This window comes from Streptomyces sp. NBC_00102, assembly GCF_026343115.1.
Classification (GTDB): Bacteria; Actinomycetota; Actinomycetes; order Streptomycetales; family Streptomycetaceae; genus Streptomyces.
This window is the reverse complement of record NZ_JAPEMC010000001.1, coordinates 4514336-4539980: the sequence shown is the minus strand read 5'-3', so window position 1 is coordinate 4539980 and position 25645 is coordinate 4514336. Positions and strand designations below refer to the sequence as shown.

Here is a 25645-nt window from a genome sequence, read left to right as displayed (position 1 = left end):
TGAGGGTGTTCCTTACTTGGTGGTGATCGTGGGGGTGTTGACAGCGGGGGTGGTGCTGGTGGGGGCCGGAGCCGAACCGCCCCGGGTGCGGGTCAGTTCGGGGCCCAGGAGCCAGCCCGCGATCTCGCGGACGGCTCCCAGGCCGCCGGGGGTACGGGTGACGGCTCGCGCCGCGGTGCGTACCGCGTCGTGGGCGCTCGCCACCGCGACGGGCCAGCCCGCCAGGGCGAAGCAGGCCAGGTCGTTGACGTCGTTGCCGGCGTAGAGGACCCGGTCGGGGCTGACGCCGTTCTCGTCGCACCACTGCTTGAGCGCGAGGTCCTTGCGGTCGATGCCGTGCAGCACGGGGACCTGGAGCTTGCGGGCGCGGGCGGCGACCACCGGGTTCTGCTCGGTCGACAGGATGAGGACGTCCAGTCCGGCACGGCGCATGGCCGCGATGCCGAGGCCGTCGCCGCGGTGGACGGAGACCGTCTCGTGGCCGTCCTGGTCGACCATGACGCGGTCGTCGGTCTGGGTGCCGTCGAAGTCGAGCACCACGGCGTCCACGTCCGCGAGGGTCGGCAGCGCCGACGGGTCGAGGAGCGGGGCGAGCGCGCGGGCGCGGGCCAGGTCGTGCGGGTCGTCGATCTCCAGCACCCGCGCCGGGTCCGTGCGGACCAGGGCGGTGTGGCCGAAGAAGCGGTGGCGGTGGGTACGGAAGCCGGCCACGTCCATGGCGTACGCGGCGCCGGTCTCCAGCAGGTCCTGCGGACGGTCCTGGCGGCGGGGGCGGACGGCCTTGTCGTGGTTGACGCCGTAGCTGCTCTCCTCGACCGCTTCGCCGTCGCGCCACACGAAGCCGTGGAACGGGGCGACGGTGACGGCCGTGTCGGCGCCTTCGCGGGCGACCGCGCGGGCCACCCCGTCGACGTCCTCGCGGGAGAGGAAGGGGCTGGTGCACTGGACGAGCAGCACCACGTCGGCGGCGGCGCCGCGCAGCGCCTCGTAGGCGTCGAGCGCGTGCAGCACGGCGGCCTCGCTCGTCGCGGTGTCCCCGGAGATGTCCGCGGGGCGCTGCACGACGTGCACCCGGCCGGCCGCGCCCGCGCTCTCGCCGGCGAGCCGGGCGGCCTCGGCGATGGCCGCGTCGTCGGTGGTGACGACGACGTCGGTGACCTCGGCGGAACCGAGGCAGGCGCGGACCGCGCGGGACACCAGCGGGACGCCGCCGACCTGGGCGAGGTTCTTGGCGGGTACGCCCTTGGATCCGCCCCGGGCGGGGATGACCGCGAGGACGGTGGGTGTCGGCATCGATGCTCCTGAAGTGGTGGTCACAGTTCGCCCATCCGCCGGATCACGGGCGCGACGCGCTGGACGCCCTGCCGGTAGGCGCCGCGCGCGGCGTTGCGGACGGTCTCGCGCACCGCGCCCCTGATGCGGCCGGTGGCGACCGGGGCCGCCGCACCGGGCAGCGGCCGGCCGTCGGGGCCGAGGTGGTGGCGGGCGAGGATGCCGGGGAGGTATCCCGGCGCGGTGGCGGGGGTGTAGTAGGGGGCCAGCGGCGGCAGTTCGCCCGCCGAGAGCAGCGCGCCGACCTTGTCGCGGGCGCCGTCGTAGGCGGTGGCGTACGTGCCGTCGGCGGCGACGCCCTGGCCGGCCAGCCACTCGGGGTCCGGCACGGGGTGCAGCCCGTCGTCCAGCCGGTCCCAGGAGGTGATGAGACCGGAGCCGACGAAGTGGTGGTTGCCGAGCGTCTCGCGGACGCCGAGGTCGCTGAGGATCGCGGTCGGGATGGACCGGTGCAGCGACTCCAGTGCGGCGGTGGAGGAGACGGTGACGAGCAGGTCGGTGCGGTCGAGCACCTCACCCATGTGCCCGTACACCAGCTGGAAGTTGGCGGGCAGTCCGCCGGGCAGCCGCTCGGCGAGGCGCTGGTAGGGCAGCTCCTCGATGTGCGTGGTGTGCTCGCCCGGCTTGGAGCGGAGCTTGAGCAGCACCTCGCGGTCGGGGTGCTTGCGGGCGTGCTCGACGAGCCGGCGCAGCAGGTACGTACGGTCGGCGCGGGACGCAGGTACGGAGGGCTGCGCGGCGAACACGACGGTGTCGCGCCCGGGTTCGGGGGTGTGCGGGGCGCCGCCGAGGAACGGCAGCGCCGCCTCGGTGACGGCGCCCGCGTCGGCGCCGACCCCTTCGTACACGGCGCGGAAGCGCTCCGCGTCGTGGGCCGAGTTGGCGAGGACGACGTCCGCGCCGTGGCGGAGCAGCAGTCCGTCGGCGAGCTTCTCGTAGACGACCCCGACGTAGCCGGTGACGACGACGGGCCTGCGGGGCAGGTCGAGGGCGGCGAGGCCGTGCAGCATCGCCTGGACGCCGCCGCCGACGAGGGCGAGCACGACGACGTCGTACTTCTCCTCGCGCACGGTGTGCAGGAACTCGACGGCCGTGACCTCGCGGACCCGTCCGGCGTCCACGCCGACGTCGCCGACCTCGGCGAGCTGGCGCGCGGTGGGGGTGGCCCGGCCGCGCAGCAGGAGCCCGCTGATCTCGACGGGGCGCTCCGCGACGGAGGTTTCGCCCGCGGCGGTCAGCCGGCGCGCGGTGAGCGCACCCCATTTCCACCGGGTGTCGGAATCTGCGAGGACGGCCACCCGGAGCGCCGCGGAATTCGCGGGGGCTGCGGCGGGTTCGGCCGGGTCATTGGTACGAGGAGGCACGTCCTAGAAGGTAGGAAGCCATTTCGTTCAGCGGCCCAACACGCGTGCAACAGATGGTTAACAGCGGGGAGCCGCTTGGGGGCGTGATCCGCATGCGGCCGAACTCCCGTGCAAATCGGCGCCATTCATGGTCTCGACACGCGGCGTTCACCCCCTGTACTCCCTCTGGACGAGGAATGGGACGGGACCGCATCTAGCGTGACGACGTGGTCAAGCTCTCCGTCATCGTGCCGTTCTACAACGTGCAGACATACGCGCCCGACACCCTCAGAAGTCTGCGGGCCAATACCCGCGAGGATTTCGAGTTCCTTCTCGTCGACGATTGCTCGACGGACGGAACCGCGAGAATTCTCGACCGAGCCCAGGAGGACATTCCCGGGGTGGTCGTACTCCGACACGAGCAGAACGGTGGACTGGCCACTGCCCGCAACACGGGGCTCAACGCCGCACGCGGCGAGTACGTCACGTTCCTGGACGGCGACGACTGGCTCGCGCCCGGTTACTACGAGGAGCTCGTCTCCCGCACCGAGGCGCTGGGCTGCGACTTCGTCCGCACGGACCACGTCGAGTCGGAGCGTGCGGCACGCACCGTGCGCCGGGTCCCGCACGGCCGGCGCGACGAGGTGATGAACCCCCGGGACGCGATCCTGCCCGCCGAGCGGTCCACCTCGGTGGACTACCCGTACGCCTGGGCGGGGGTGTACCACCGCCGCCTGCTGGACAAGGGGCTCCTCCACTTCACCGACGGGCTGCGCACCGCGGAGGACCGGCCCTGGATCTGGCGCCTCCACCGCGAGGCGGAGTCCTTCGCCGTGCTGGACATCCTGGGGCTCTTCTACCGGCGCGGGGTCACGTCCTCGCTCACCCAGATCGGCGACGTGCGCCAGCTGGACTTCATCCGCTCCTTCGACCAGGTCGTCCGGGAGACGGCAGAGGACAAGGACGCGGACGCGCTGCTGCCGAAGGCCGTGCGCACCTACTGCGCCATCATCTCGCACCACATGAAGTCGATCGAGCGGTTCGAGCCGCCCGTCGCACGTGCCCTGAAGTCGATGAGCGGCGCCGCGCTGCGCCGGATGCCCCAGCAGGTGCTGGACGACGCACTCGACTCCATGGACCTGGAACGCGCCACGCTGCTCCGCCGTCTGCGGCGCCGGCCGGCGACCTCGAAGGAGAAGACGGCAGCATGAGGACCTTCCCCACCCCGCGGCGCACCACGCAGATCTTCGTGGCCTCCACCCTCTACGGAGTGGCCACTCTCGCGGCGGCCCTGGACACCGACTGCTACGGCCCCGCCGACCGCCGCATCCTGCTCGTCTGCAACAACGCGGGCGTCCCGGAAACGACCGTGTCCCTCGACCGGATGCCCGGGTTCGAGCGACTCCGCGACCGGTTCGACGACGTGATCTCGTGGAACGAGACCATCGCGCCCTTCCACCCGAGCGGCTGGGCCCCTCGCCCGGACGACGCCCCCCTGTGGGAGCGCTACCTGCGCCTCCTGTGGAAGCTCGGCGACGACCAGATCGAACTCACGGTGGAGTCGATCCAGGTCAACCCCGCCCAGGCGATCGCCACCGTCTTCACCGGCGCCACGGTGGACGTCTACGCGGACGGGCTGATGAGTTACGGCCCCACCCGCAACAAGATCGACCCGCTGATCGGGACCCGGGTGCGGCGCCTGCTCCACCTGGACCTGGTGCCGGGCCTGGAGCCCGTGCTGCTCTCCGAGTTCGGCGTGAAACCCGAGATCGTGCGTACCGAGGCCTTCCGGAAGGTGCTCGGCGAGCTCTCGGACGCGGCGCCCTCGGTGCCCGCCGTGGAGTCCCCGGCCCTGCTGCTCGGCCAGTACCTCTCCGCGCTCGGCCTGATCTCGGCGGCCGAGGAGGAGGAACTGCACCTGCGGATGATGCGGGGCGCGGTGGCCCTCGGCCACACCCGGCTGGTCTTCAAGCCGCACCCGACGGCTCCCGCGCAGTGGTCGCAGGCCATGCGGGAGCAGGCCGGGAAGCTCGGCGCCGAACTGACCGTCCTCGACGACGGCCTGCTCACCGCACCGGTGCTCGCGGAGGTGCTCTACGAGCGGATGCGGCCGGCCCTCGTCGTGGGCTGCTTCTCGACCGCCCTGCTGACCGCTTCGGCGTTCTACGGGCTGCCGGCGGCGCGGGTCGGCACCGAACTGCTGCTGGAGCGGCTCACCCCGTACGAGAACAGCAACCGGGTCCCGGTGACCCTGGTGGACGCGCTGCTCCCGGAGCTCACGGACACCGAGGCCGTGAAGGCCGGGCGGCCGGGCGAGGGCTCCGAGACCGAGATCTCCGCGCTGGTCAGGGCGGTGGGCTTCGCCATGCAGCCGAAGATCTACCCGGCCCTGCGCTCCCAGGCCGAGGCGTACCTCTCGGCCCGGTTGAACCGGACGACCTGGCGGTACTTCAAGCGGCGCCGGCTGACCTCGCTCGGCCTGCCGGGCGGTGTGCCGGCCCAGTTCGCGTTCCTGCCGCGCAACACGACGGTCCGCAGGGTGGCGAAGCGGGCGCGCTCGCTGCGGCGGAGCGTGGCGCGGTAGTCGTTCCGGGAGGTCCCGCCCGCGGTCTCGGATCCGGGCGGGACCTCCGTCACCCGCGAGGCTCCGGAGCGCGCGGGGCCGGCGCCCGCTCGGTGAATTCCAGCCGAAGCAGGGGCGAACACCTCGCGTTCCCGGCCGTGTCCGGGTTTTCCCGCGCCTACGCTGACGCGGCGCACATGCCGAATTGGAGTGGCCTTGACCATTACCCCAGCGGACGCGGATCACGCCTCCCGCGTCTCCCCGATACCCAGCCCGTCGCTCCCCGAGGAGGCCGGCCCGCACGCGCCGGCGGTCGCTCCCGAGGTTCCGACCGGCTCCAAGCCCGCGCCGAAGGTGCGGCTGCGCGCCCTGGACGGGCTGCGTCTGGTGGCCGCGCTGATGGTCGCCTGCTACCACTACGGCGGGCGTGGCGGCGACATCACCAAGGCGTGGGGCGGTTCGGCCCAGGGCCAGTTCCCCACCGCCCACCACTGGTTCGCCTACGGCTGCCTCGGGGTGCAGGTCTTCTTCGTGATCAGCGGGTTCGTGATCTGCATGAGCGGCTGGGGCCGCCCGCTGATCTCGTTCTTCGCCTCCCGGGTCTCCCGGCTGATGCCCGCGTACTGGTTCGCGGTGATCCTGGTGACGGCCGTGTTCGCGCTGCCGATGGTGGCGTACAAGACGGTCTCCCTCAGTGACGCCCTGCTCAACATGACGCTGTTCCAGATGCCGGTCGGCGCGGACCGGGTGCTCGGGGTCTGCTGGACCCTCTGGGCCGAGATCCGCTTCTACGCTCTCTTCGCCCTCTTCGTCGTGCTCCCCGGGGCCACCCGCCGCCGGGTGGTGCTCTTCTGCGCGGTGTGGACGATGGCCGCGGTGATGACGGACGCGGCCAACGCCTCGTTCCTCGACGTGGTGCTCATGCCCGAATACGCCCCGTTCTTCATCGGCGGCGTAGGGCTCTACCTCGTCCACCGCGACCGCCGGGACGCCCTGGGCTGGGGCATCGCCGGCGTGAGCCTGCTGCTCGGCCAGCACTACGCGGTGGCGGACCTCTGGCGCCCGTCCAACCCCGATGCCTTCTCCAACCGCTCGGCGCTGGTCATCGTGCTCATCGTCGCGTTCGGCTTCGTCGCCGTGGCGGCGATCGGTCTCGGGCTGCTGAACTGGATGAACTGGAAGTGGCTGACCGTGGCGGGGGCGTTGACCTATCCGTTCTACCTGGTCCACGAGCATCTGGGCTGGGTGGAGGTGGACTTCCTCCACCGGCACCTGGGCATCCCGTCCGCGGCCACCATGGGTTTGACCATCGTGTCGATGCTCGTCCTCGCGTGGATCATCCACCGCCTGGTCGAGCGGCCCTTCACCCCGAAGCTGCGCAACGTGCTGCTCACCAAGCTGTAGCGGGCCCGGGCCTCGCCGAAGGCCCCGAACCCGGCCCGGACGGCGGGCCGTTCCCTCTCCCGGACGATGTGTCCGGGGCACGGGACGGCCCGCCGTTCCCGTGTTCCGGCACACCGGGCGCGGGCGGAAGGTCGACCCACTCGGTCACCCCGCCCGGTCACCCCGCCCGGTCACCCCGCCCGGTCACCCCGCCCGGTCGCCCCGTCCGGTCACTCCGCCCGGTCACCCAGTCCGGTCACTCCACTCCGTAGCGCGCGCCGATGCCCGCGACGAGGATCGCGAGCCCTTCCGCGAACAACTCGTCGTAGCCGGTGAAGAGCTCGGCGCCGGACGCGGCGACCAGCGGGAAGTCCGCCATCCGCGCGGCCCGCTCGGACACGTCGTAGCCGTCGCGGCGTTCGCCGGGCATGGGCTGGACGCCCTGTTCCTCGGTGACGAAGCCCATCGTGTAGGCGTTGACGGTGGCGGCGGCGCGTGCGGCCTGCCGCAGGTCGAATCCGGCGTCGACCATCACGCGCAGGTGCTCCTCCATGCCCGGCGCGTGGTCGACGCCGGTGAAGCGTGCCCCGCCGAAGACCTTCGCGCCGTCGCGGTAGCGCAGCAGGGCGGTCCGCAGGGCGGTCTGCGAAGCGACGATCCGCTCCCGCCAGCTCCGGCCGACGAGGTCCGCCGTCTCCTCGACCAGCATCCGGCGGTACATCGCCGTGGCCATCTCGTCGAGCAGTTCCTGCTTGTTCTTGAAGTGCCAGTAGAGAGCGGGCGCCTTGACGTCCAGCTCCCGGGCGATGGCGCGCAGCGTCAGCCCGTCCAGCCCCGTCTCGTTCAGCAGCCGCAGCGCGGTCTCCGCGACCTTCGTCCGGTCGATCTTCGTCGTGCCCACCCGGCCGACTGTACCGCTTGACTCCTTAACGGCATTAAGCGCACACTCGCCCCATGGAACTTAACAGCGTTAAGGAAAGTGCCCCCGAGGACGAGAAGGCGGCCGCGGACGTGGACGTGGACGTGGACGTGCTGATCGTCGGGGCGGGGCCCTGCGGGCTCGCGCTCGCCTGCGACCTGGCCCGGCGCGGGGTGAGCCACCTCCTCGTCGAACGCTCCGAGGCTCTCTTCACCGGCTCCCGCGGCAAGGGCATCCAGCCGCGTACCCGCGAGGTGCTGGACGACCTCGGCGTCGGCGACGCCGTGCGGGAGTGGGGCGGCCCGGCACCGGTCGGGCTCCTCGTGGTGGACGGTGCGGAACAGGGCGAGCGGGACATGTTCCACCGGGCCGCGCCGACCGACGCGGAGCCGTACGGAGAGCCCTGGCTGCTGCCGCAGTGGCGGACGCAGGAGATCCTGCTCGCCCGGCTGCGGGAGCTGGGCGGCTCGGTGGCGTTCTCCACCGCCCTCACCGGCCTCGCCCAGGACGACGGGGGCGTCACCGCGCACCTCTCCACCGGGCCGGTCCGCGCCCGCCACCTGGTCGCGACGGACGGCGGACGCTCCACCGTCCGCCGCGCACTGGGCATCGACATGGCGGGCGAGACGCTGGACCCGGCGCCGACGCTCGTCGCCGACGTGACGCTGGCCCCCGGCTCGCTCGGCCGCGATCACTGGCACGTCTTCGTGGGCGGGTCCGCGATGGCCTCGCTCTGCCCGCTCCCGGGTACCGAGGACTTCCAGCTCTTCGCCTCCGCCGTTCCCGGTACGGCCCCGGCCGACGCTCCCACGGCCGAGGCCTCCGCCTTCGACACCCCCGCCTTCGACACCTCCGCCGAGGGCGTCCGCGCGCTCGTCGCCGCCCGTACCCCGCTCGGGCCCGACGCGGTGACCGAGGTGCGCTGGGCCTCGGACTTCCGCCCCCGCGCGGCGCTCGCCGACCGCTTCGCCCAGGGGCGGGTGCTGCTCGCCGGGGACGCCGCCCATGTGCACTCCCCCGCGGGTGGCCAGGGGCTGAACACCAGCGTCCAGGACGCCTACAACCTCGGCTGGAAGCTCGGCCAGGTACTGCTGCACGGCGCGCCCGGAGCCCTCTTGGAGACGTACGAGCAGGAACGCCGCCCGATCGCGGCCGACATGCTCGGTTTCTCCACCCGCGTCCACCGGGGTGAGCAGCAACGCGGCAAGGAAGCACAGCAGTTGGGGATCGGGTACCGGGAGAGTCCGCTCTCCGAGGGCGCGGCGGGTGTCCTGCGGGCGGGCGACCGGGCGCCCGACGGGGACGCGGGAGACGGCCGACGGCTCTTCGACGTGTTCCGGGGCCCGCACTTCACCCTGCTGGCGGTCGGCACGGACGCCCCGCTGCCGGTGCCGGACAACGTCATGGTCCGGGTGCACCGCGCGCCGCTCTCGGAGGCGTACGGCGCCGGGCTGTTCCTGGTCCGCCCGGACGGGTGCGTCGGCTGGGCGTCCACCACCGCCGAGGGCCTGGGCGACTATGCCGCCCGGCTGGGCATCACGCTCCCGGAGCCCGACGCCCTCTGACGCGGTACGCCCCTGACGCGGTACGGGCGCCGGACGCGGTACGCCCCTGACGCGGTACGGGCGCCGGACGAGGGGGCCGGCGCCCGTACGCGCCTCAGATCCCGCTGAGCGAGAGCTTCGCGGCGAAGCCGAGGAAGAGCAGGCCGGCTGCCGAAGTGGCGGTGGCCGAGAGCCGCTTGCGGCGGCGGAAGGCGGCGGCGAGGCGGGTGCCGCCGAAGATCAGCGCGGAGAGGTAGAGGAAGCTCGCCAGCTGCAGGAGCCCGCCCAGCACCAGGAACGACACTGCCGGGTAGGCGTAGTCGGGATCCACGAACTGAACGAAGAACGAAATCAGGAAGAGAATGGCCTTCGGGTTGAAGATGCTGACGACCAGCGCCCGGCGGTAGGGCCGCTCGCGCACCCCCTCGGTCCCCGGCACCCCGTCGGCCGGGGCGTCCGCGGTGAGTTCGGCGACCCGCCGGGTGCGCTCCCGCCACAGCTCACGGGCGGTGCGGAGCATCCCGAACGCCAGCCAGGTCAGATAGCCGGCGCCCGCGTACTTGACGATGGCGAAGAGCAGCGGCGTCGTCTGGAGCAGGGAGGCGGCGCCGAGGGCGGACAGGGTCATCAGGACCGTGTCACCGGTCCAGACCCCGGCCGCCGCGACGTATCCGGTGCGCACGCCCCGACGGGCGGCGACGGAGAGCACGTAGAGCGAGTTCGGCCCCGGCAGCAGAACGATGAGAACGAGGCCGACGAGGTAGGTCGGCAGATCAGTGACACCCAGCATGGACGGAGTTTCGCACGCGCTGTCGGGGCCCTGTCCAGCCGTGCGAGGGTTCGGCAACCGCGCGGGGCGGGAACGCGTCCCCAGTGACACGGTACGCGGGGCATTGCGGGCCACGCCTGCCTCACGGGCCACGGGGAGGCCGAAGTGAGACGTACACGAGCGACACGTTCACCCTCGACGACGACTCCACGACCGGGTCCGGCATCGGCTCCGGATCCGGCATCGACCACTCCACCGACTCCTCGGTCACTCCCGGCCTCCGGACGCGGCCGGTCCGCGCGGAGACTGGGCGGCTCCGTCGCCGTGCTGCTCGTCGGGGCGGTCCTGGCGACCGGGTGCGAGCCGGTGGAGGCGACCGGCGGTACGGGCGCCTCGCCCGTACCCCGCGTGACCACCGCACCCACCACGCCCACGGCGCCCGTCGCACCGTCCTCGCCCTCGCCGTCCCGGTCCTCCGACGACAAGCCGGCGGCACCGGCCCCGACGCGCACCTCCCCGGCGGCTCCGGCGCCCTCGCCGTCCGCCCGGGTCCTGATGAAGGTCGGCTCGGAGGGGGCGCGGGTGCGCGAACTCCAGGCCCGGCTGCGGCAGACGAAGCACTTCGCCCGCAACCCCACCGGCTACTACGGGACGCTCACCGCCCAGGCGGTGGAGGCGTTCCAGCGAGGGCTGGGCATCGAGGCGACGGGCCGTACGGACACGGTCACCTGGCAGCGGCTGCTGGCCGCCACCCGTACGCCCACGGCGTCCGAACTCGACCCGCCCACCGAACTCCCGGTGGCGGCACCGGATCCGCGCTGCCTGAAGGGCCGGGTGCTCTGCGTCAGCAAGGAGAGCCGGACCCTGGCGTGGATGATCGACGGCCGGGTGGTCTCGGTGATGGACGTGCGGTTCGGCTCGGAGTACACGCCGACGCGCGAGGGCGTCTTCTCCGTCTACTGGAAGTCGCGCCACCACGTCTCCACGCTGTACGGCTCCGCGATGCCGTACGCGATGTTCTTCAGCGGCGGACAAGCGGTGCACTACTCCGCCGACTTCGCCGCGCGCGGCTACGGAGGCGCGTCCCACGGCTGCGTCAACGTCCGCGACGAGAAGAAGATCTCCGCGCTCTACGAGCAGGTGAAGAACGGCGACAAGGTCGTGATCTACCACTGAGGCGCCGTGCGCGAGCCGTCCGGGAAGCCGCACCGGGGCCCGGGACCGGGGGCCGCACCGGCGAGGGAGGTGAAGGTGGAAGGGGCGCGGGCGGGACCGGGGGGAACGAGTCCCGCCCGCGCCGATGCGCGGAGCCGAAGGTACGGGGGGAACCCCGGCTCGATGCGCCGCCGATGACCAGTCGGCTCACTTCCTACTGCGCCGCCGGCCCGAAAAACGTCACAGCGGGCGGCCGGATGTGACCGGCCCCACAGGCGGCCCGGCGGACCAACGGTCAGATCCAGCCGGAAGCGGCCGGATCGGAGGTCCCCTCAGCGGGCGCCGCGTACCCGGCGAAACCGCAGTGGCTGCCCGTTCCGCCCCGCACGGTCAGCCCGTCCCGCCCGGCCTCCGCCGGGGTGGGGGCTCCCGCGCCGGGGGCCGTCGACCACGCCCCACCGGGCACGTCCGCCGTCGTCACGGACTTCGCCGTGGACTTCGTCGCGCTCTTCGCGGGGGTCGCGGCCGGGGTGGTGGCCGGCGCGGGCCCCGAGGCCGCGGCCAAGGTGGTGACAGGACCCACCGCAGGACCGGCCCCCCTGTCGCCCCCGGCACCGTCCGCAGGTGCCTTCCGGAGCGAAGAGGACGAGAACTGGCCCGGCTGATCGGTGTCCTGGTCCCCCTCGTACGTGCCGCCACCGGTGCGGCCGGAACCGTCGCCCGCGCCGTTGGTGTCCGCCCCGTCCGGTCCGTCGCCCGCACCGGACCCCTTGGAGGACGAGTCCGTGAGAGTCGCGCAGTACTCCGGAATGTTCCTCTCGCCCCGGGCCAGTTGGGCCAGGCGGCGACGCTCCCGGTCGCCCAGGTGCCCGTCCCGGTAGTCGTGGCAGTCCTCCACCACGGCGGCGAACCAGCCGCTGCCGGAGGCGGAGTCGCCGTAACCGTCCGGAGCGCCGGACGCACCCCGGTCGGAGAACCCGTATCCGCCCGTGCGGCCGTCAAAGCCGCCCGCGCCGCCGGTACCGTCGTGGCCGTCCGGTACGCCGGTGCCCGGGGTGGCTTTCCCGTCGCCCTCCGCCCCGGAGGTCGTGCCGGCGCCCGAGCCGGAGGGGGCACCGGTACCCTCCGGAGTGCCGGAAGGGCCGCCCGTACCGGACGGCCGGGAGGCGGAGGCATCGGGCGAGGCGGCCACCGAGACGGTGTTCGCGGGACCGTGTTCCGCGCCGCCGAACGCCCCGGCCAACGCACCCGTACCGGCCGCCACCGCGACGCCGCCGAGCGCGCAGCCCGCGAGCGAGGCCACCAGGCCGATGCGCACCGGGCGGCCGAAGCGCGGGCGCTCCCGGCGGCGGGGCAAAGAGGGCGGGGTACCGAGCCGCACCGGATCGAGGGTGCCCGCATCCGCGTCCGTACCGGCTTCCGCGGCGGACCCGACGGGCCGCCGGTGGCGCCCCGTACCGGCCGCCCCGCGCGCCGGGCCGACCTGCCGGAAGGCCGCCAACGCGCTTTCCTCACCTGCGAGTTCATTCTCGGACGGCGGCGCCGACCGGGCCGCGTCCAGCGTCTCTGCGAGGCTCCGTGCGGTCGAACGTGCCTGAGCCCCGGGAGGCACGACCGGTTCGCCGCGGAGCAGTTTCTCCGCCGCGTCCCTGTCGAGCCACTCGTCCTGCTCGTCGGCCATCACATGTCCTTCTGCGTCCACGGACGCGAATGCGTCACTGCGGGAACCCCTCCCGCGGGTGCCGCCACACCACCCCGCCCCAGGCGTTGCGCGGGTACGGCACCGAGTTCCGGTCCGGGCCCGTCCCGGACCCCCGCACCGCGCTCCGTCCCGTCGTTCCGCGGCCCCTGAGGGACCGTACCGGCCCATTCCGCTTCCCGCTGCTCCCCGCCCAGCACCTCCGCGAGCCGCTTGAGCCCGCGGTGCGCGGCGGTGCGTACGGCACCGGGCCGCTTCCCCAGCGTCTGCGCGGCGCTCTTGGCGTCGAGGCCGACGACCACCCGCAGCACGACCGCCTCGGCCTGGTCCTGCGGAAGCCTCGCTATGAGCGCCATGGCCCGGTCGGTCCCCATGGACTCCAGGGCCTCGCCCGCGGTGTCCGATTCGGCCGGACGCCCCGTCAACTCGGTCTCGTCACCGCCGATCGCGGGGCGCCGGCCGCGCATCCGCAGATGGTCCAGGGACCGGTTGCGCGCGATCCGGGCGGCCCACCCCCGGAACCGGTCGGCGTCACCACTGAACCGGCCCAGATCACGGGCTATCTGGAACCACGTCTCGGACGCCACGTCCTCCGCGTCCGCCTCCCCCACCAGTGTGCGTATGTACCCCAACAGCCGCGGCTGCACAGCGCGGTACACAACGCGGAAGGCTTCCTCGCTCCCGCCCTGTGCCGCGAGCACCGCGGCGGTCAGCTCCGCGTCGTCCCCCAGCACCCCTCAACCGCCCTGCTGTCCTGAATCGCGGCTGGTCACCGCCGCTTGCGCCACCCTGCGCGATCAGCACGCTACGTGCTCGGCGGGTGTCGCGTCCATGGCTTGTACAAGTCGCAACAAACCGTCGGCACATGCCGGTGTGACAGAAAACGATGTCACGGCGCTGAGTGAGATACGGGGCCGCACTGCGGCTTCGCGGAAGACGGCCGGGGCCTCTCCTGTGGGGGGTGGCGGCCCCGGTCGTTTTCCTTTTCCCGCTAGGCCCCGACCGTGCGCTCCCGGGCCCCCGCCGCGCGGATGCGGCTCAGGGGAGCCACTGGTCGCAGTACTCGACACGGATCTCGCGGGCGTTGCCGAGAATGCCGTCGTTGGAGTGGAACACCGTTTCGTAGCACGGTCGACGGGGATGGGTCGGGACGTATACCGGCCCCTCGCGGGCGACGTCGAGGAAGTGTCGCGCGGTCTCCCGGAACACCTTCGCGCTGCCGGTCATGAAGAGCGTCTCGGCGTGCAGGTGCTGGTGGAACAGATCGTGGTTCTCCCGGTGGTGGCGCGCCGCGCCGGCCACCGCGGTCTGCTCGCGCTCGACTTCGGGCAGACTCGCGGTCTGCGGGAGACCGGGACCGAGGCGGCGCCGCAGTCCCTTCCATCGCGCGGGGGCGAACTGGAGCGAGTGGTGCAGGAGTACGAGGTCGAGCGGGAAGCCGACGTCGTCCGGTACCCCGTGGGCCGGCAGGCGGTTGGCCCGCACCGGGAGGTGGATCAGCGAGTGCGGCGAGCGGGCGGCGAGCATCCACAGTGCGGCAAGGGTCCGGGCGGCACTCGCGTCGAGGTACAGGTCGAGATGCCGGTCGTGGTCGAGGAGAACGGCGTGGGTCGGTGGCCGGCCGGGCCGGACGACCCTGAACTCCTCGGCCCCTGCCCGGACCCGGTGGATCGCTACGGGCAACTCCACGTCTTCTCCGCTCCGGTACGACGGCCGATTTCCGGCGGCGTGGTCGTTCCAGCCCCCGGCGGAGAGTAGCGGCCGGGCCACGACGGCGTCGACGCGGTTTCCCGGGGAGCGGCCGAATCCACTGCGGCGGGGCGGCCCGCGGGCCGCCGCCCGTCAGCCGGTCCGGCGCTCCTGACCGGACCGGCCGCTCACCCGGACGCCGTCACGCCTGGTGGCGCGCCCTGCGGGACATGACCGCGCGCAGCACCCGGCGGCCCTCCGTGGAGTGGTCGAGGGCCCGCCGCAGCCCGGCGCCGCTGCCGGGCGAGCCGGCGGTCTCGGCGAGGATCTCCAGCAGCTCGCGCTGGCGGCGCAGTTCGCCCGAGACGAGCGGGCCCGCGTCGGCCTCGGCCCCGGCGGAGCCGATCCTCAGCAGCTCCAGCGCCTCCCGTTCGCCGCCCTCCGGCGCCTCCCACGGACCCGCCGCGTCCGTCGCCGGGGCACCCGCTTCCGGTGCGGGCGGCTGGTCGGCGCGGCGGTGGATCTCCAGGGAGAGGAGGGAGCAGGCGTCGGCCCAGGCGCGCAGAGGGCCCGCCTCGAAGGTCTCCGGGGCCGCGTCCAGCACCGCGCGGATGCGTGCGAGGGGCTCTCCGGGGGCTTCTCCGGCACCGGCCGGCTCGTCCAGGGCCGCGACGGTCCCGCGTGCGGCGGTGAGGCGGGCGGCCCAGGCGGTGCCGTCCTCGCAGCTCGCCCAGAGCGGTCGCAGCGGTTCCGGGCCCTCGCCCTCCGGGGCCGGGGGCAGACAGCGGTCGAGGCAGGCGAGCCCGCTCGCGGCCAGTGCACGCGCGTCGGCGCGGGCGATGAGATCCCACAGGTTCATGACGTACCCCCAGGTCTTCTTTGTCGCTTACAGCGCCGGTTGGCGCGAATTCGTCACCGCACGCCCGCTGGTACACGCGCGCCGGGGCGCCGCCAAAGCGCCCCACCGGCCACAACAATCCCAGAAAGTAGGAAAAATGACTCCGGTTCGGCGTGATGTTGAGGGAGGAATCCGGGAGAGAGCCGGGAGAGAACCGGGAGAAACCCGGGAGGGGTTCAAGGACGCAGGCCCGTATCCCTCCCGCCGGATGGCTTGATTCCGTTTGTTCCTCGCCCCACTCCCGCAAGCACCCAGCCCCGCCTCCACCCGTATCCCGCCGCCGGCCCTCACCCCCAGCCGTCGATCTCCGCCGCGAGAGCGGTGAACTCCGCCCAGCTCAGTGCCGGCTTCCCCGGTACCCAGAGCTTCTGCGCCGTGGCCGCCAGGGGCAGCCGGATGCCCGCGGCCACCTCCGTCTGCGTCTGGGCGTTCGGGAAGTCGCCCCAGACGGCGAACCGTCCGCCGAGGATCTGGTCGGAGTACTTCGCCGGGACCGGCCGGGTGCCGCGCAGCACGAGCGGGGTCCACTGCTCGTAGATCCGCTTGCCGGTCGGGTAGACGAAGGTGTTCGGCTGGCCGAGTACGTAATAGAGGAACTCGTCGTTGAGGTTGACCACCGGGCGTCCCTCGGCCAGGTACGCCTCCGGTTCGCGGGCGCCGATCTCCTTGCCCGTCCAGTACTCGATCTCGATCCGCTTGTCCGCCTGGACGGAGCCGCCGCTGAAGAGGCCGTCGTTCCACGCCTTCGCGGTCATCCCCTCGGGGCGGACCACGGCGGCGCGGTCGTTGAGCCAGCCGGTGGCGAGGTCCTCGATGGTGGCTCCGTCGCCGTACTTCCGCCGCGCGGCGGCGAGGAGTTGCGGGTACGAGGCGCCGGGGTCCGGGACGGTGAGCGCCTGGTACTCGTCGGCGCCCAGGTGCCAGAACTTCCCGCCGAAGAGGCCGGTGAACTCGTCGAGCAGTTCGTCGATCAGCTTCGCCGCTCCCGGCTTCGAGATGTCGAGGGACCCCTTGGACGCCGTCCCGGAGACGCTGTGGAGCTGGAGGTCGGGGTGGGCCCGGAGTACGGCTCCGAGGTGTCCGGGCGAGTCGATCTCGGGGACCACCTCGATGTGCAGGCTCTTCGCCAGCGCCAGGATCTCCTTCACCTGGGCCTGGCTCAGGTGGTCCTGGGAGACCACCTCGGGGTGGGTGCGGGATTCGATGCGGAACGCCTGGTCGTCGGAGAAGTGCAGGCCGAACTGGTTCATCTTGAGGTCGGCCATCTCGCGGAGCCGGTCCTCGATCCAGTCGACGCTGTACGGCTTGCGCGCGATGTCCAGGTTGAACCCCCGCTGCGGCCGGTCCGGTCGGTCGTTGACGACCCCCTCGGGGAAAGTGCCGTCGGCGGCGACGGCCTGCTTGAGGGTGCGGGTGCCCCAGAAGACACCGGCCTCGTCGGGTCCACTGATGGTCACCCGGCCGTCCCGCGTGGTGAGGGTGTACGACTCCGCCCCACTCTTCGCTCCCTTGTCCAGGGAGAGTTCGACGTCACCCGAACGGGGGGTCTCTTCGCCCCGGTAGTGCAGCCGCAGCTCCTTGGCGAGCAGCCGGGCCTCGTCCGCGAGGGCCCCGCTGCCGTCCGCGAGGACCACTCCGCCGGAGGAGGACGGCTTCCACCCGGGGCCCCGTGCGGCGGTGTGCTCGCGTACCGCCGGGATGGTGCGGGGCGCCGAGGAGAGGGGGTAGCTGCGGGTGGGGGACGGGGAGGGCGGGTCGGCGTCCGGGCTCGACGGGGATATGGCGGGTGACGAGGCGGCGTCCCCGGTGGGCTCGGAGCCGCCGCCGTCGCCCGAGCCGCAGGAGACGAGGGCCATCACGGCGGCGGTGAGGGCCGCTCCGGTGACGAGGGAACCGCGTGGGGGGAACATGGAGTGAATACCTCCGGGGCGTGGGGGGCGTGGAGGGCGGGACAGGAGGGACGTGAGGGAGAAGCGCACGCCGCAGAGATACGCGCGGCAAGCCGGGAAATCCGGTCCCTGACCGACACTCAAGGGCTGTCCCGCAATCCCTGGTGGGTGCGCGACGACAGCTACGGCACCTCGCCGCGTCGTCGGAACGTCCACATACATCCAGTATGCGGACGCTCCTCCGCCTTGCGATGCACCGCATCTGACGCCGCGCACTGATCCACCACGGATCACGGGACAGCCCTTAGCCCGATCGAGCGATCGGCTGACCGGGCGCGTTGTCAGTCAAACGTTCCGAAACTCTCTCGTTCGAGTGGTTTTCTGGGTTCCGCCGGACGGGTGTCGCCTGTTCTCGCTACCGTTGCGGCACATACGCCACTCCCTTCACTTTCGTCCCCCGTGCGACCTCGCTGCCTTCCGGCGCCTTTCCAGGGCCGGAGATGTTCATTCGTCCGAGGAGTTCACGCTGTCCAGGTCCAGCGAGCCCACCACCGGTCTGCCGGAGCAGGTGCGGCAGACCGGCCGGACGGCCCGTCCCGTCCGCGACCGCGTCCCCGCGCCCGCGTCCGCGCCCACTCCGGACACCGGACGAGCCGACCGGACCGAACCAGCGGAACGAACAGGAACACCGGCACGCACCGGACCACCGGCACGCACCGGACCGCCGGCACGCAGCGAACCAGCGGAACGGACCGGCCTCACCCGGTTCAACGAGGCCCCGTCCGCCGTGGCCGAGGCCGCCCTGCTGGAGTGCTGCGGCAGCACCCGCTGGGCGCACCGCATGGCCTCGCACCGCCCGTATCCCGATCTGGACTCCTTGCTCGCCGCCTCGGACGAAGCGGGTTACGACCTGTCTCCCACGGATGTCGCCGAGGCGCTCGCCGGCGAGGCGGCCCCCTCGCTGCGCGAGGACGCGCCCCACGCGGCGCGGCTGGCGCTGGACGCCGCGCACGCGGCGTACGTGACGAAGTTCGGGCACGCGTTCGTGATCTGCCTGGACGGGCATCCGCCCTCCCGCCAGCTGGACCAGGTGCTGGCCGGCATCAGGGCCCGGCTGACGCACGATCCGGACGAGGAGCGCTCGCTCACGGCGGAGGAAATGCGGCGGCTCGCCCGGGGACGCATCATCGAGCTGGTGACGGGACCCTCCCCGGACACGGCCCGCGGCCGGGAAACCCCTAGCCCGTCCGTGGCTGATCGATTGCCTCTTTGATCACAGCGAGGGCCCCGGCGCGAACGAACCGACAAAGCGTCGCTACCATGGCCGGGGCCGGTGGACCGTACCCGGCCGGGTCAGACCGACAGTCAAGCCGGCCGACCCCAATCCCCGCTCCCGGAGGGTTCTTCCGTGCCGGCTGGAACGCTGTACCGCGGCCGGGAAGGCATGTGGTCCTGGGTGGCTCATCGAGTCACCGGTGTCCTCATTTTCTTCTTCCTGTTCGTACACGTCCTGGACACCGCTCTCGTCCGTGTCTCCCCCGAGGCGTACGACGACGTCGTGGCCACTTACAAGACCCCGATCGTCTCGCTGCTCGAGTACGGCCTGGTCGCCGCCATCCTGTTCCACGCGCTGAACGGTCTCCGGATCGTCGCCGTGGACTTCTGGTCCAAGGGCCCGCGTTTCCAGAAGCAGATGCTCTGGACCGTGCTCGGTATCTGGATCGTGCTGATGGTGGGGGCTCTCTACCCCGTCCTCGGTCACGCCGTCCGCGTCATCTTCGGGAGCTGAGGCCCATGTCGACCGAGACCTCTTCCGCGATCGGTGACGTCGAAGGCGTGAGCCTTTACGACGTCGACCACCCGGCCCCGGTGATCGAGCCCCCGCGCAAGCGGACCGGCAAGTCCCCGAAGTCGACGCGCGGCAACTTCGAGATGTACGCCTGGCTCTTCATGCGCCTGTCGGGCATCGTGCTGGTCGTCCTGGTCATCGGCCACCTGCTGATCCAGCTGGTGCTCGACGGTGGCGTGTCCAAGATCGGCTTCGCCTTCGTGGCGGGCCGCTGGGCCTCTCCGTTCTGGCAGGTCTGGGACCTGGCGATGCTCTGGCTCGCCATGCTCCACGGCTCCAACGGCCTCCGTACGGTCATCAACGACTACGCCGAGCGGGCGAACACCCGTTTCTGGCTCAAGATGCTCCTGTACACCGCCACGGTCTTCACCGTCCTGCTGGGCACGCTGGTGATCTTCACCTTCGACCCGAACATCCGCTAGGGCACCGGGCCAGAGGACCAGAGGAAATCATGCAGATCCACAAGTACGACACCGTCATCGTCGGTGCCGGCGGCGCCGGTATGCGCGCGGCCATCGAGTCCACGAAGCGCAGCCGCACCGCGGTGCTGACGAAGCTCTACCCCACCCGCTCCCACACGGGCGCGGCGCAGGGCGGCATGGCCGCCGCGCTGGCGAACGTGGAGGAGGACAACTGGGAGTGGCACACCTTCGACACGATCAAGGGCGGCGACTACCTGGTCGACCAGGACGCCGCCGAGATCCTGGCGAAGGAGGCCATCGACGCGGTCCTCGACCTGGAGAAGATGGGCCTGCCGTTCAACCGCACGCCCGAGGGCCGTATCGACCAGCGCCGTTTCGGCGGGCACACCCGCAGCCACGGTGAGGCCCCCGTCCGCCGGTCCTGCTACGCCTCGGACCGTACGGGCCACATGATCCTCCAGACGCTGTACCAGAACTGCGTCAAGGAGGGTGTGGAGTTCTTCAACGAGTTCTACGTCCTGGACCTCCTGCTCCAGGAGGACCCCGAGACCGGCGTGAAGAAGTCCGCGGGCGTCGTCGCGTACGAGCTCTCCACGGGCGAGATCCACGTCTTCCAGGCGAAGGCGATCATCTTCGCCTCCGGCGGCACCGGCAAGTTCTTCAAGGTGACGTCGAACGCGCACACCCTGACCGGCGACGGCCAGGCCGCCGCGTGGCGTCGCGGGCTGCCGCTGGAGGACATGGAGTTCTTCCAGTTCCACCCGACGGGCATCTGGCGCATGGGCATCCTGCTGACGGAGGGCGCCCGCGGTGAGGGCGGCATCCTCCGCAACAAGGACGGCGAGCGCTTCATGGAGAAGTACGCGCCGGTCATGAAGGACCTCGCGTCCCGTGACGTCGTGTCCCGCTCCATCTACACGGAGATCCGTGAGGGCCGCGGCTGCGGTCCCGAGGGCGACCACGTCTACCTCGACCTCACGCACCTCCCGCCGGAGCAGCTGGACGCGAAGCTCCCGGACATCACGGAGTTCGCGCGTACGTACCTCGGCATCGAGCCCTACACGGACCCGATCCCGATCCAGCCGACCGCGCACTACGCCATGGGCGGCATCCCGACCAACGTCATGGGTGAGGTCCTCGCGGACAACACCACCGTCGTCCCGGGCCTGTACGCCGCGGGCGAGGTCGCGTGCGTGTCCGTGCACGGTGCCAACCGTCTGGGTACCAACTCGCTGCTCGACATCAACGTCTTCGGACGCCGGTCGGGCATCGCCGCCGCCGAGTACTCCGCGGAGAACGACTTCGTCGAGCTTCCCGAGAACCCGGCGCAGATGGTCGTGGACCAGGTCGAGCGCCTGCGGAACTCCACCGGCACCGAGCGCGTCTCGGCGATCCGCCTGGAGCTCCAGGAGTGCATGGACGCCAACGTGATGGTGTTCCGCACCGAGCAGACGATCAAGACGGCGGTCGACAAGATCGCCGAGCTGCGCAAGCGCTACCGAGACGTGTCCATCCAGGACAAGGGCAAGCGGTTCAACACGGACCTGCTGGAGGCCGTCGAGCTGGGCAACCTGCTCGAACTGGCCGAGGTCATGGCGACGTCCGCGCTGGCCCGCAAGGAGTCCCGCGGCGGTCACTACCGCGAGGACTTCCCCAACCGCGACGACGTCAACTTCATGCGCCACACCATGGCGTACCGCGAGGTCGCGGCCGACGGCACCGAGTCGATCCGGCTCGACTACAAGCCGGTCGTCCAGACCCGCTACCAGCCGATGGAGCGTAAGTACTGATGGCTACCCCGACCCTGGAGAAGACGAGCGCTCCCGAGCCCGGCTTCGCCGACACCCCGTACATCACGGCCACGATCCGGATCCGCCGCTTCAACCCGGAGGTCTCCGACGCGGCGGTCTGGCAGGACTTCCAGATCGAGATCGACCCGAAGGAGCGTGTCCTCGACGCCCTTCACAAGATCAAGTGGGAGCAGGACGGCACGCTGACGTTCCGCCGTTCCTGCGCGCACGGCATCTGCGGCTCCGACGCGATGCGGATCAACGGCAAGAACAGGCTCGCCTGCAAGACGCTGATCAAGGACATCAACCCGGAGAAGCCGATCACGGTCGAGGCCATCAAGGGCCTCACGGTCCTCAAGGACCTCGTGGTCGACATGGACCCGTTCTTCCAGGCGTACCGCGACGTCATGCCGTTCCTGGTCACCAAGGGGAACGAGCCGACCCGCGAGCGCCTGCAGTCCGCCGAGGACCGCGCGCGCTTCGACGACACCACCAAGTGCATCCTGTGCGCCGCGTGCACGTCCTCGTGCCCGGTGTTCTGGAACGACGGCCAGTACTTCGGCCCGGCGGCGATCGTCAACGCGCACCGCTTCATCTTCGACTCGCGCGACGAGGCCGGCGAACAGCGGCTGGAGATCCTCAACGACCGTGACGGCGTGTGGCGTTGCCGTACGACCTTCAACTGCACGGACGCCTGCCCGCGCGGCATCGAGGTCACCAAGGCCATCCAGGAAGTGAAGCGCGCGCTGATCACGCGTCGTTTCTGACCCGGACGCCCCGACGGGAGGCCCCGTCCACCGCACGCGAAAGCGGCGGTGGGCGGGGCCTCTTGCTGGGACGACACGCCCTGCGGTGCGCGGGTCCGGAACGGTACGGTCATGGGCGCAGTGCCGGACAGAAGAATCGGGGAACATGGTGAGCAAGCCGAATCCGTACGCGGACGATCCCTACACGTGGGGTCCGCCCCAACAGGGCTCCCACGAGCCCACGATGGCGGACGGTCAGGGATACGGGTACCCGGCCGGCGGCCCGCCCGCGTACGGCTATCCGCAGCCGCTGCCCGAGTCGGCGGCCCAGCCGGGCCCGGCGTACGGCTACCCGGCGCACGGGCAGCAGCCGACTCTGGGCGCCAACCCCCCTGCCCCGCACCAGGGTTATGGCGGCGGGCAGATGCTGAGCATAGGCGACATAGCGATCACGAACGACTCGGTCGTCACCCCGTCGGGGACGATGCCCCTCAAGGGCGCGGTGTGGACGGCGACGGACATGTCGCGCACCGAGGAGAAGATCCCGACGGTGGCGATCGTGCTGGCGATCATCTTCGCGCTGCTCTGCCTGGTGGGTCTGCTCTTTCTGCTGATGAAGGAGAAGCGGACCACCGGCTTCATACAGGTGACGGTGACCAGCGGCGGCCGTCACCATTCGACGATGATCCCGGCGCGGGACATGAGCACGTTCCCGATGGTCATGGCGCAGGTCAACTCCGCGCGCGCGATGAGCGTCTGAACGACCCGGCCCCGGCGGCCCCGCCGCCGGGCCACCGCTCAGGAGCGGGAGCCCTCCGGCTCCGGGCGGTGTTCGGCGGCCAGCAGGACGCGCCGCAGCAGTGAGTTGAGCAGGACGCGCTCCTCCGCGTCCAGCACGTCGATCAGCCGGGTCTCCTCGTGGCCGAGGTAGTCCATGGAGCCCATCCAGGTGGCCCGGCCGAGCGGGGTGAGTTCCACGACGACCCTGCGCCGGTCGGTGGTGGAGGGGGTCCGGCGTACGTAGCCTCGGCCCTCCAGCACGTCGAGCCGCCCGGTGACGGAGGCGGGCGCCAGATCGAGGGCGGCGGCCAGTTCGGACGGGGCGGCGGCGCCCCCGCGCCCGGCCAGCTCGTGGAGGGTCTCGAACTCCGGGCGGTCCAGGTCGGCGTCGGCGAGCGACTGCTCCCGCACCCGGCGCAGATGCGCGGTGATTTTCTGCATCCGGGTCACCGCACCCTCGACGTGCGGATCGAGTCCGGGAAGTACCGGCTTCCACCGCTCTATATGGCTGTCGACCCGGTCGCGTGGCTGCATGGCGGAATGGTACGCCCGCGCAGGCGCGCGCCCTACTGCGTCCGTTCTCGCGGGGGCGCTCACGAACTCCCCCATTTCGATGGCGAATTATTCGGAACCGAAATAGATTACGCTCATGCCCTCCCACCCCTTGCGCACTCGCTCCTTCGCGCTGCTCTTCGCCGGCCAGACCCTCTCCCTGGCCGGCGACGCCGCCGTGCCGGTCGCGCTCACCCTCGCCGTCTACCGGGCCACCGGATCGAGCGGCGCCCTCGCTCTCGTGCTGACCTGCGCGCTGGTCCCCAAGGTGTTACTGCTGCCGCTCGGCGGGGTGATCGGCGACCGGTTCGACCCGAGGACCGTCGCGCTCGTGACCAACGCGGTACGGGCGGCGGGCCAGATCTTCGTCGGCCTGCAACTCCTCGGCGGACACCCCCACCTCTGGCAGATCGCGGCCGCCGAGGCGGTCGGGGGCGTCGCGGGGGCCTTCTCCCTGCCGACCGCCGCCCCGCTGGTCCGGGGCACGGTGGACGACTCCCAACTACTGCGCGCCAATGCCCTGATGGCCTCGGTCAACGGGGCGGTGAGGCTCGGCGGACCCGCCCTCGGAGGCACCCTGGTCCTGACCGTGGGAGCCGGGTGGGCGTTCCTGCTCGACGGCGCGAGCTTCGCGGCGTGCGCCGCGCTGCTGGCCGCGATCCGGGTACGGCGCGTCCGGATACTCCACTCCCCGGTCCTCGCGGACCTCAAGGAGGGCTGGAGCGAGGTGCGCGCCCGCGACTGGTACTGGTCCACCCTGATCGCGCACGGTGTCTGGAACGGCGCCGCGGCGGTGCTGGCCACCCTCGGCCCGGCGATGACCGTCGGCACGCACGGCGACGGGGAGGGCACGTGGGTCACCCTCATGCAGGTCGGCTCCGCCGGAGTGCTGGCAGGCTCCCTGCTGGCCGGCCGGGCCCGGCCGCGCCGCCCGGTGCTGGTCTCCACCCTGGGCCTCTCGACGTACGCCCTGCCCCTGGCACTGCTCGCCGCCTCCGCGCCCGCCTGGGCGACCGCCGCCGCGTACGGACTCGCCCTCACCGGCCTGGGGTACCTCGGCCCGGTCTGGGACACCTCGGTGATGTCGGCCGTCCCGGAGAAGACCCTGGCCCGGGTCACCTCGTACGACTGGCTGATCTCGATCGCCGCGATGCCTCTGGGGTACGTACTCGCCCCACTGGCCGCCTCGGCGGTGGGGCCCGGACTCCCGCTCGGGGTGGCCGCCGCGGCGGTGCTGGTGAGCTGCCTGGCCACGGCCGCACTGCCGGGCGTCCGGCACTTCGAGACCGCACCGGGCCCCGGCGCGCCCCGTGCCCCCGAGGTGGCGCCGACGCAGACCCGGACCTCTTCTTGAACATGTTCAAGAAGAGGTCTACAGTCCATGGCAACGGGTTTTTGAACACGTTCAAGGGGGCTGGGGCATGGATCTCACCGTGGTCGCGTACGTCATCTATCTGGTCGTCAGCGTGGCGCTCACCGTCTGGGTGGCGCGCACGCTGAGCCGCAACGGGCGCATCTTCATCGCGGACGTCCTGAAGGGGAACGAGAAGCTCGCCGACGCCGTGAACCATCTGCTGGTGGTCGGCTTCTACCTGGTGAACCTGGGCTTCGTGACGCTCTATCTGCGCAACACCGACGACATCGCGGACGCCCGTGCGCTCTTCGACGCACTCTCGCCGAAGATCGGCGTCGTCCTCCTGGTGCTCGGCGCCATGCACCTGGGCAACGTCTTCGTCCTCAACAGGATGCGCCGCCGGGGCCTGATGGAGCGTGAGCAGACCCCGCCGGTACCGCCGCAGGGCTGGACCGGCCCGCAGGGCCCGTGGACGGCACCCGCCGCCGGAAGGTGAGCGGCATGTCCCACGAAGGAACCGGGGTGCCCACCACGGGGGCGGGCACCCCGGCCGTGGGGACGGCGGTCCGCCGGCTCACCGTGCTGTACGACGCCCAGTGCCCGCTCTGCGTCCACCTGCGCCACTGGCTGCGGGGGCAGCGTCAGATCGTCCCGCTGGACCTGGTGCCCGCCGCGTCCGAGGAGGCCCACCGGCGGTTCCCGGATCTGGACCACTCGGCGACGCTGGAGGAGATCACCGTCGTCGGCGACCGGGGGCAGGTGTACCGGGGGACGGCGGCGTGGATCGTCTGCCTCTGGGCGCTCGCCGGCCACCGGCCGAAGGCTCACTGGCTCACCACCCCGGCGGGCCGTCCGCTCGCCCGCGCGACGGTGCTGGCCGCCGCGAAGTACCGGTCGGTGACGGGGGCCGCCCCCTGCGATCCGTCCGCCGCCTGCGCGGTCTCCCCGAAGGTGACGGACGGATAGCCT

24 protein-coding genes are annotated in these 25645 nt (G+C 71.9%); 14 read left to right on the top strand and 10 right to left on the bottom strand.

Going from position 1 to position 25645, the window contains the following annotated elements; all coding sequences use genetic code 11:
- Positions 1-12: 12 nt before the first annotated feature.
- Together OHA55_RS20340 and OHA55_RS20335 are read right to left on the bottom strand one after the other, a co-directional pair.
- Complete coding sequence (locus OHA55_RS20340) at positions 13-1293, bottom strand: acylneuraminate cytidylyltransferase (RefSeq protein ID WP_266708356.1); 1281 nt, start codon at positions 1291-1293, stop codon at positions 13-15.
- Between the two features lie 20 nt (positions 1294-1313).
- Entirely contained in the window at positions 1314-2696 is a 1383-nt protein-coding gene (locus tag OHA55_RS20335) for a DUF6716 putative glycosyltransferase (protein ID WP_266708354.1), read from the bottom strand.
- A 206-nt stretch (positions 2697-2902) separates the two neighbouring features.
- Between OHA55_RS20335 and OHA55_RS20330 the strand changes: the two genes are divergently transcribed.
- The 3 genes from OHA55_RS20330 to OHA55_RS20320 all read left to right on the top strand — a co-directional run bounded on the left by OHA55_RS20330 (position 2903) and on the right by OHA55_RS20320 (position 6642).
- Positions 2903-3886 (top strand): glycosyltransferase family 2 protein, encoded by a 984-nt coding sequence (locus tag OHA55_RS20330; RefSeq protein WP_266708352.1) that lies wholly within the window; start codon positions 2903-2905, stop codon positions 3884-3886.
- Positions 3883-5259, top strand: a complete 1377-nt coding sequence (locus tag OHA55_RS20325; RefSeq protein ID WP_266708350.1) for a polysialyltransferase family glycosyltransferase — start codon at positions 3883-3885, stop codon at positions 5257-5259. The genes OHA55_RS20330 and OHA55_RS20325 overlap by 4 nt, the downstream gene beginning before the upstream one ends.
- Before the next feature lie 333 nt (positions 5260-5592).
- A complete protein-coding gene (locus OHA55_RS20320; protein WP_266710836.1) occupies positions 5593-6642 on the top strand; it encodes an acyltransferase in 1050 nt (349 codons plus the stop codon).
- A gap of 235 nt (positions 6643-6877) precedes the next feature.
- Here the strand turns inward: OHA55_RS20320 and OHA55_RS20315 are convergent, their stop codons facing one another.
- Positions 6878-7522 carry a TetR/AcrR family transcriptional regulator C-terminal domain-containing protein gene (locus tag OHA55_RS20315; RefSeq protein WP_266708348.1) on the bottom strand — a complete coding sequence of 215 codons (645 nt, stop codon included), beginning with the start codon at positions 7520-7522 and terminating at the stop codon, positions 6878-6880.
- Positions 7523-7575: 53 nt separating this feature from the next.
- Between OHA55_RS20315 and OHA55_RS20310 the strand changes: the two genes are divergently transcribed.
- Positions 7576-9105 (top strand): FAD-dependent monooxygenase, encoded by a 1530-nt coding sequence (locus OHA55_RS20310; RefSeq protein ID WP_266708346.1) that lies wholly within the window; start codon positions 7576-7578, stop codon positions 9103-9105.
- 94 nt (positions 9106-9199) lie between these two features.
- Here OHA55_RS20310 and leuE read toward each other — a convergent pair whose 3' ends face one another.
- Complete coding sequence (leuE, locus tag OHA55_RS20305; protein ID WP_266708344.1) at positions 9200-9874, bottom strand: leucine efflux protein LeuE; 675 nt, start codon at positions 9872-9874, stop codon at positions 9200-9202.
- A gap of 285 nt (positions 9875-10159) precedes the next feature.
- Here leuE and OHA55_RS20300 point away from each other — a divergent pair, with 285 nt between their 5' ends.
- Positions 10160-11029, top strand: coding sequence for a L,D-transpeptidase family protein (locus OHA55_RS20300; protein WP_266710834.1), 870 nt, complete (start codon positions 10160-10162; stop codon positions 11027-11029).
- A 274-nt stretch (positions 11030-11303) separates the two neighbouring features.
- Here the strand turns inward: OHA55_RS20300 and OHA55_RS20295 are convergent, their stop codons facing one another.
- From OHA55_RS20295 to OHA55_RS20275, 5 genes are all read right to left on the bottom strand, one after another.
- The gene (locus OHA55_RS20295; RefSeq protein WP_266708342.1) at positions 11304-12689 is read right to left on the bottom strand and encodes a hypothetical protein; all 1386 of its coding nucleotides are present in this window, start codon (positions 12687-12689) and stop codon (positions 11304-11306) included.
- Complete coding sequence (locus OHA55_RS20290; RefSeq protein ID WP_266708340.1) at positions 12689-13441, bottom strand: RNA polymerase sigma factor; 753 nt, start codon at positions 13439-13441, stop codon at positions 12689-12691. The genes OHA55_RS20295 and OHA55_RS20290 overlap by 1 nt, the downstream gene beginning before the upstream one ends.
- Positions 13442-13745: 304 nt before the next feature.
- Positions 13746-14396, bottom strand: a complete 651-nt coding sequence (locus OHA55_RS20285) for a hypothetical protein (RefSeq protein WP_266708338.1) — start codon at positions 14394-14396, stop codon at positions 13746-13748.
- Between the two features lie 202 nt (positions 14397-14598).
- Positions 14599-15255 (bottom strand): hypothetical protein, encoded by a 657-nt coding sequence (locus OHA55_RS20280; RefSeq protein ID WP_266708336.1) that lies wholly within the window; start codon positions 15253-15255, stop codon positions 14599-14601.
- Positions 15256-15581: 326 nt separating this feature from the next.
- The gene (locus OHA55_RS20275; RefSeq protein ID WP_266708334.1) at positions 15582-17204 is read right to left on the bottom strand and encodes a glycoside hydrolase family 20 protein; all 1623 of its coding nucleotides are present in this window, start codon (positions 17202-17204) and stop codon (positions 15582-15584) included.
- A 766-nt stretch (positions 17205-17970) separates the two neighbouring features.
- On the opposite strand from OHA55_RS20275, the gene OHA55_RS20270 reads away from it, so the two are divergent.
- The 6 genes from OHA55_RS20270 to OHA55_RS20245 all read left to right on the top strand — a co-directional run bounded on the left by OHA55_RS20270 (position 17971) and on the right by OHA55_RS20245 (position 22750).
- Entirely contained in the window at positions 17971-18456 is a 486-nt protein-coding gene (locus OHA55_RS20270; protein WP_266708332.1) for a 2-oxo-4-hydroxy-4-carboxy-5-ureidoimidazoline decarboxylase, read from the top strand.
- Positions 18457-18591: 135 nt separating this feature from the next.
- Positions 18592-18972: a succinate dehydrogenase, cytochrome b556 subunit gene (sdhC, locus tag OHA55_RS20265; RefSeq protein ID WP_266708330.1), complete on the top strand. Its 381-nt coding sequence runs from the start codon at positions 18592-18594 to the stop codon at positions 18970-18972.
- 5 nt (positions 18973-18977) lie between these two features.
- Complete coding sequence (locus OHA55_RS20260; RefSeq protein ID WP_266708328.1) at positions 18978-19454, top strand: succinate dehydrogenase hydrophobic membrane anchor subunit; 477 nt, start codon at positions 18978-18980, stop codon at positions 19452-19454.
- A gap of 29 nt (positions 19455-19483) precedes the next feature.
- Positions 19484-21244, top strand: coding sequence for a succinate dehydrogenase flavoprotein subunit (gene sdhA / locus OHA55_RS20255; RefSeq protein ID WP_266708326.1), 1761 nt, complete (start codon positions 19484-19486; stop codon positions 21242-21244).
- Entirely contained in the window at positions 21244-22011 is a 768-nt protein-coding gene (locus OHA55_RS20250) for a succinate dehydrogenase iron-sulfur subunit (protein ID WP_266708324.1), read from the top strand. Before sdhA ends, OHA55_RS20250 begins: the two co-directional genes overlap by 1 nt.
- Before the next feature lie 148 nt (positions 22012-22159).
- Entirely contained in the window at positions 22160-22750 is a 591-nt protein-coding gene (locus OHA55_RS20245; RefSeq protein ID WP_266710832.1) for a hypothetical protein, read from the top strand.
- Positions 22751-22788: 38 nt separating this feature from the next.
- Here OHA55_RS20245 and OHA55_RS20240 read toward each other — a convergent pair whose 3' ends face one another.
- Positions 22789-23304: a MarR family winged helix-turn-helix transcriptional regulator gene (locus tag OHA55_RS20240; protein ID WP_266708322.1), complete on the bottom strand. Its 516-nt coding sequence runs from the start codon at positions 23302-23304 to the stop codon at positions 22789-22791.
- A gap of 115 nt (positions 23305-23419) precedes the next feature.
- Here OHA55_RS20240 and OHA55_RS20235 point away from each other — a divergent pair, with 115 nt between their 5' ends.
- The 3 genes from OHA55_RS20235 (at position 23420) to OHA55_RS20225 (ending at position 25642) form a co-directional block, all read left to right on the top strand.
- Positions 23420-24676, top strand: coding sequence for an MFS transporter (locus tag OHA55_RS20235; protein ID WP_266708320.1), 1257 nt, complete (start codon positions 23420-23422; stop codon positions 24674-24676).
- A gap of 67 nt (positions 24677-24743) precedes the next feature.
- Positions 24744-25172: a hypothetical protein gene (locus OHA55_RS20230; RefSeq protein ID WP_266708318.1), complete on the top strand. Its 429-nt coding sequence runs from the start codon at positions 24744-24746 to the stop codon at positions 25170-25172.
- Positions 25173-25177: 5 nt separating this feature from the next.
- The gene (locus OHA55_RS20225; RefSeq protein WP_266708316.1) at positions 25178-25642 is read left to right on the top strand and encodes a thiol-disulfide oxidoreductase DCC family protein; all 465 of its coding nucleotides are present in this window, start codon (positions 25178-25180) and stop codon (positions 25640-25642) included.
- The last annotated feature ends 3 nt before the right edge of the window (positions 25643-25645 follow it).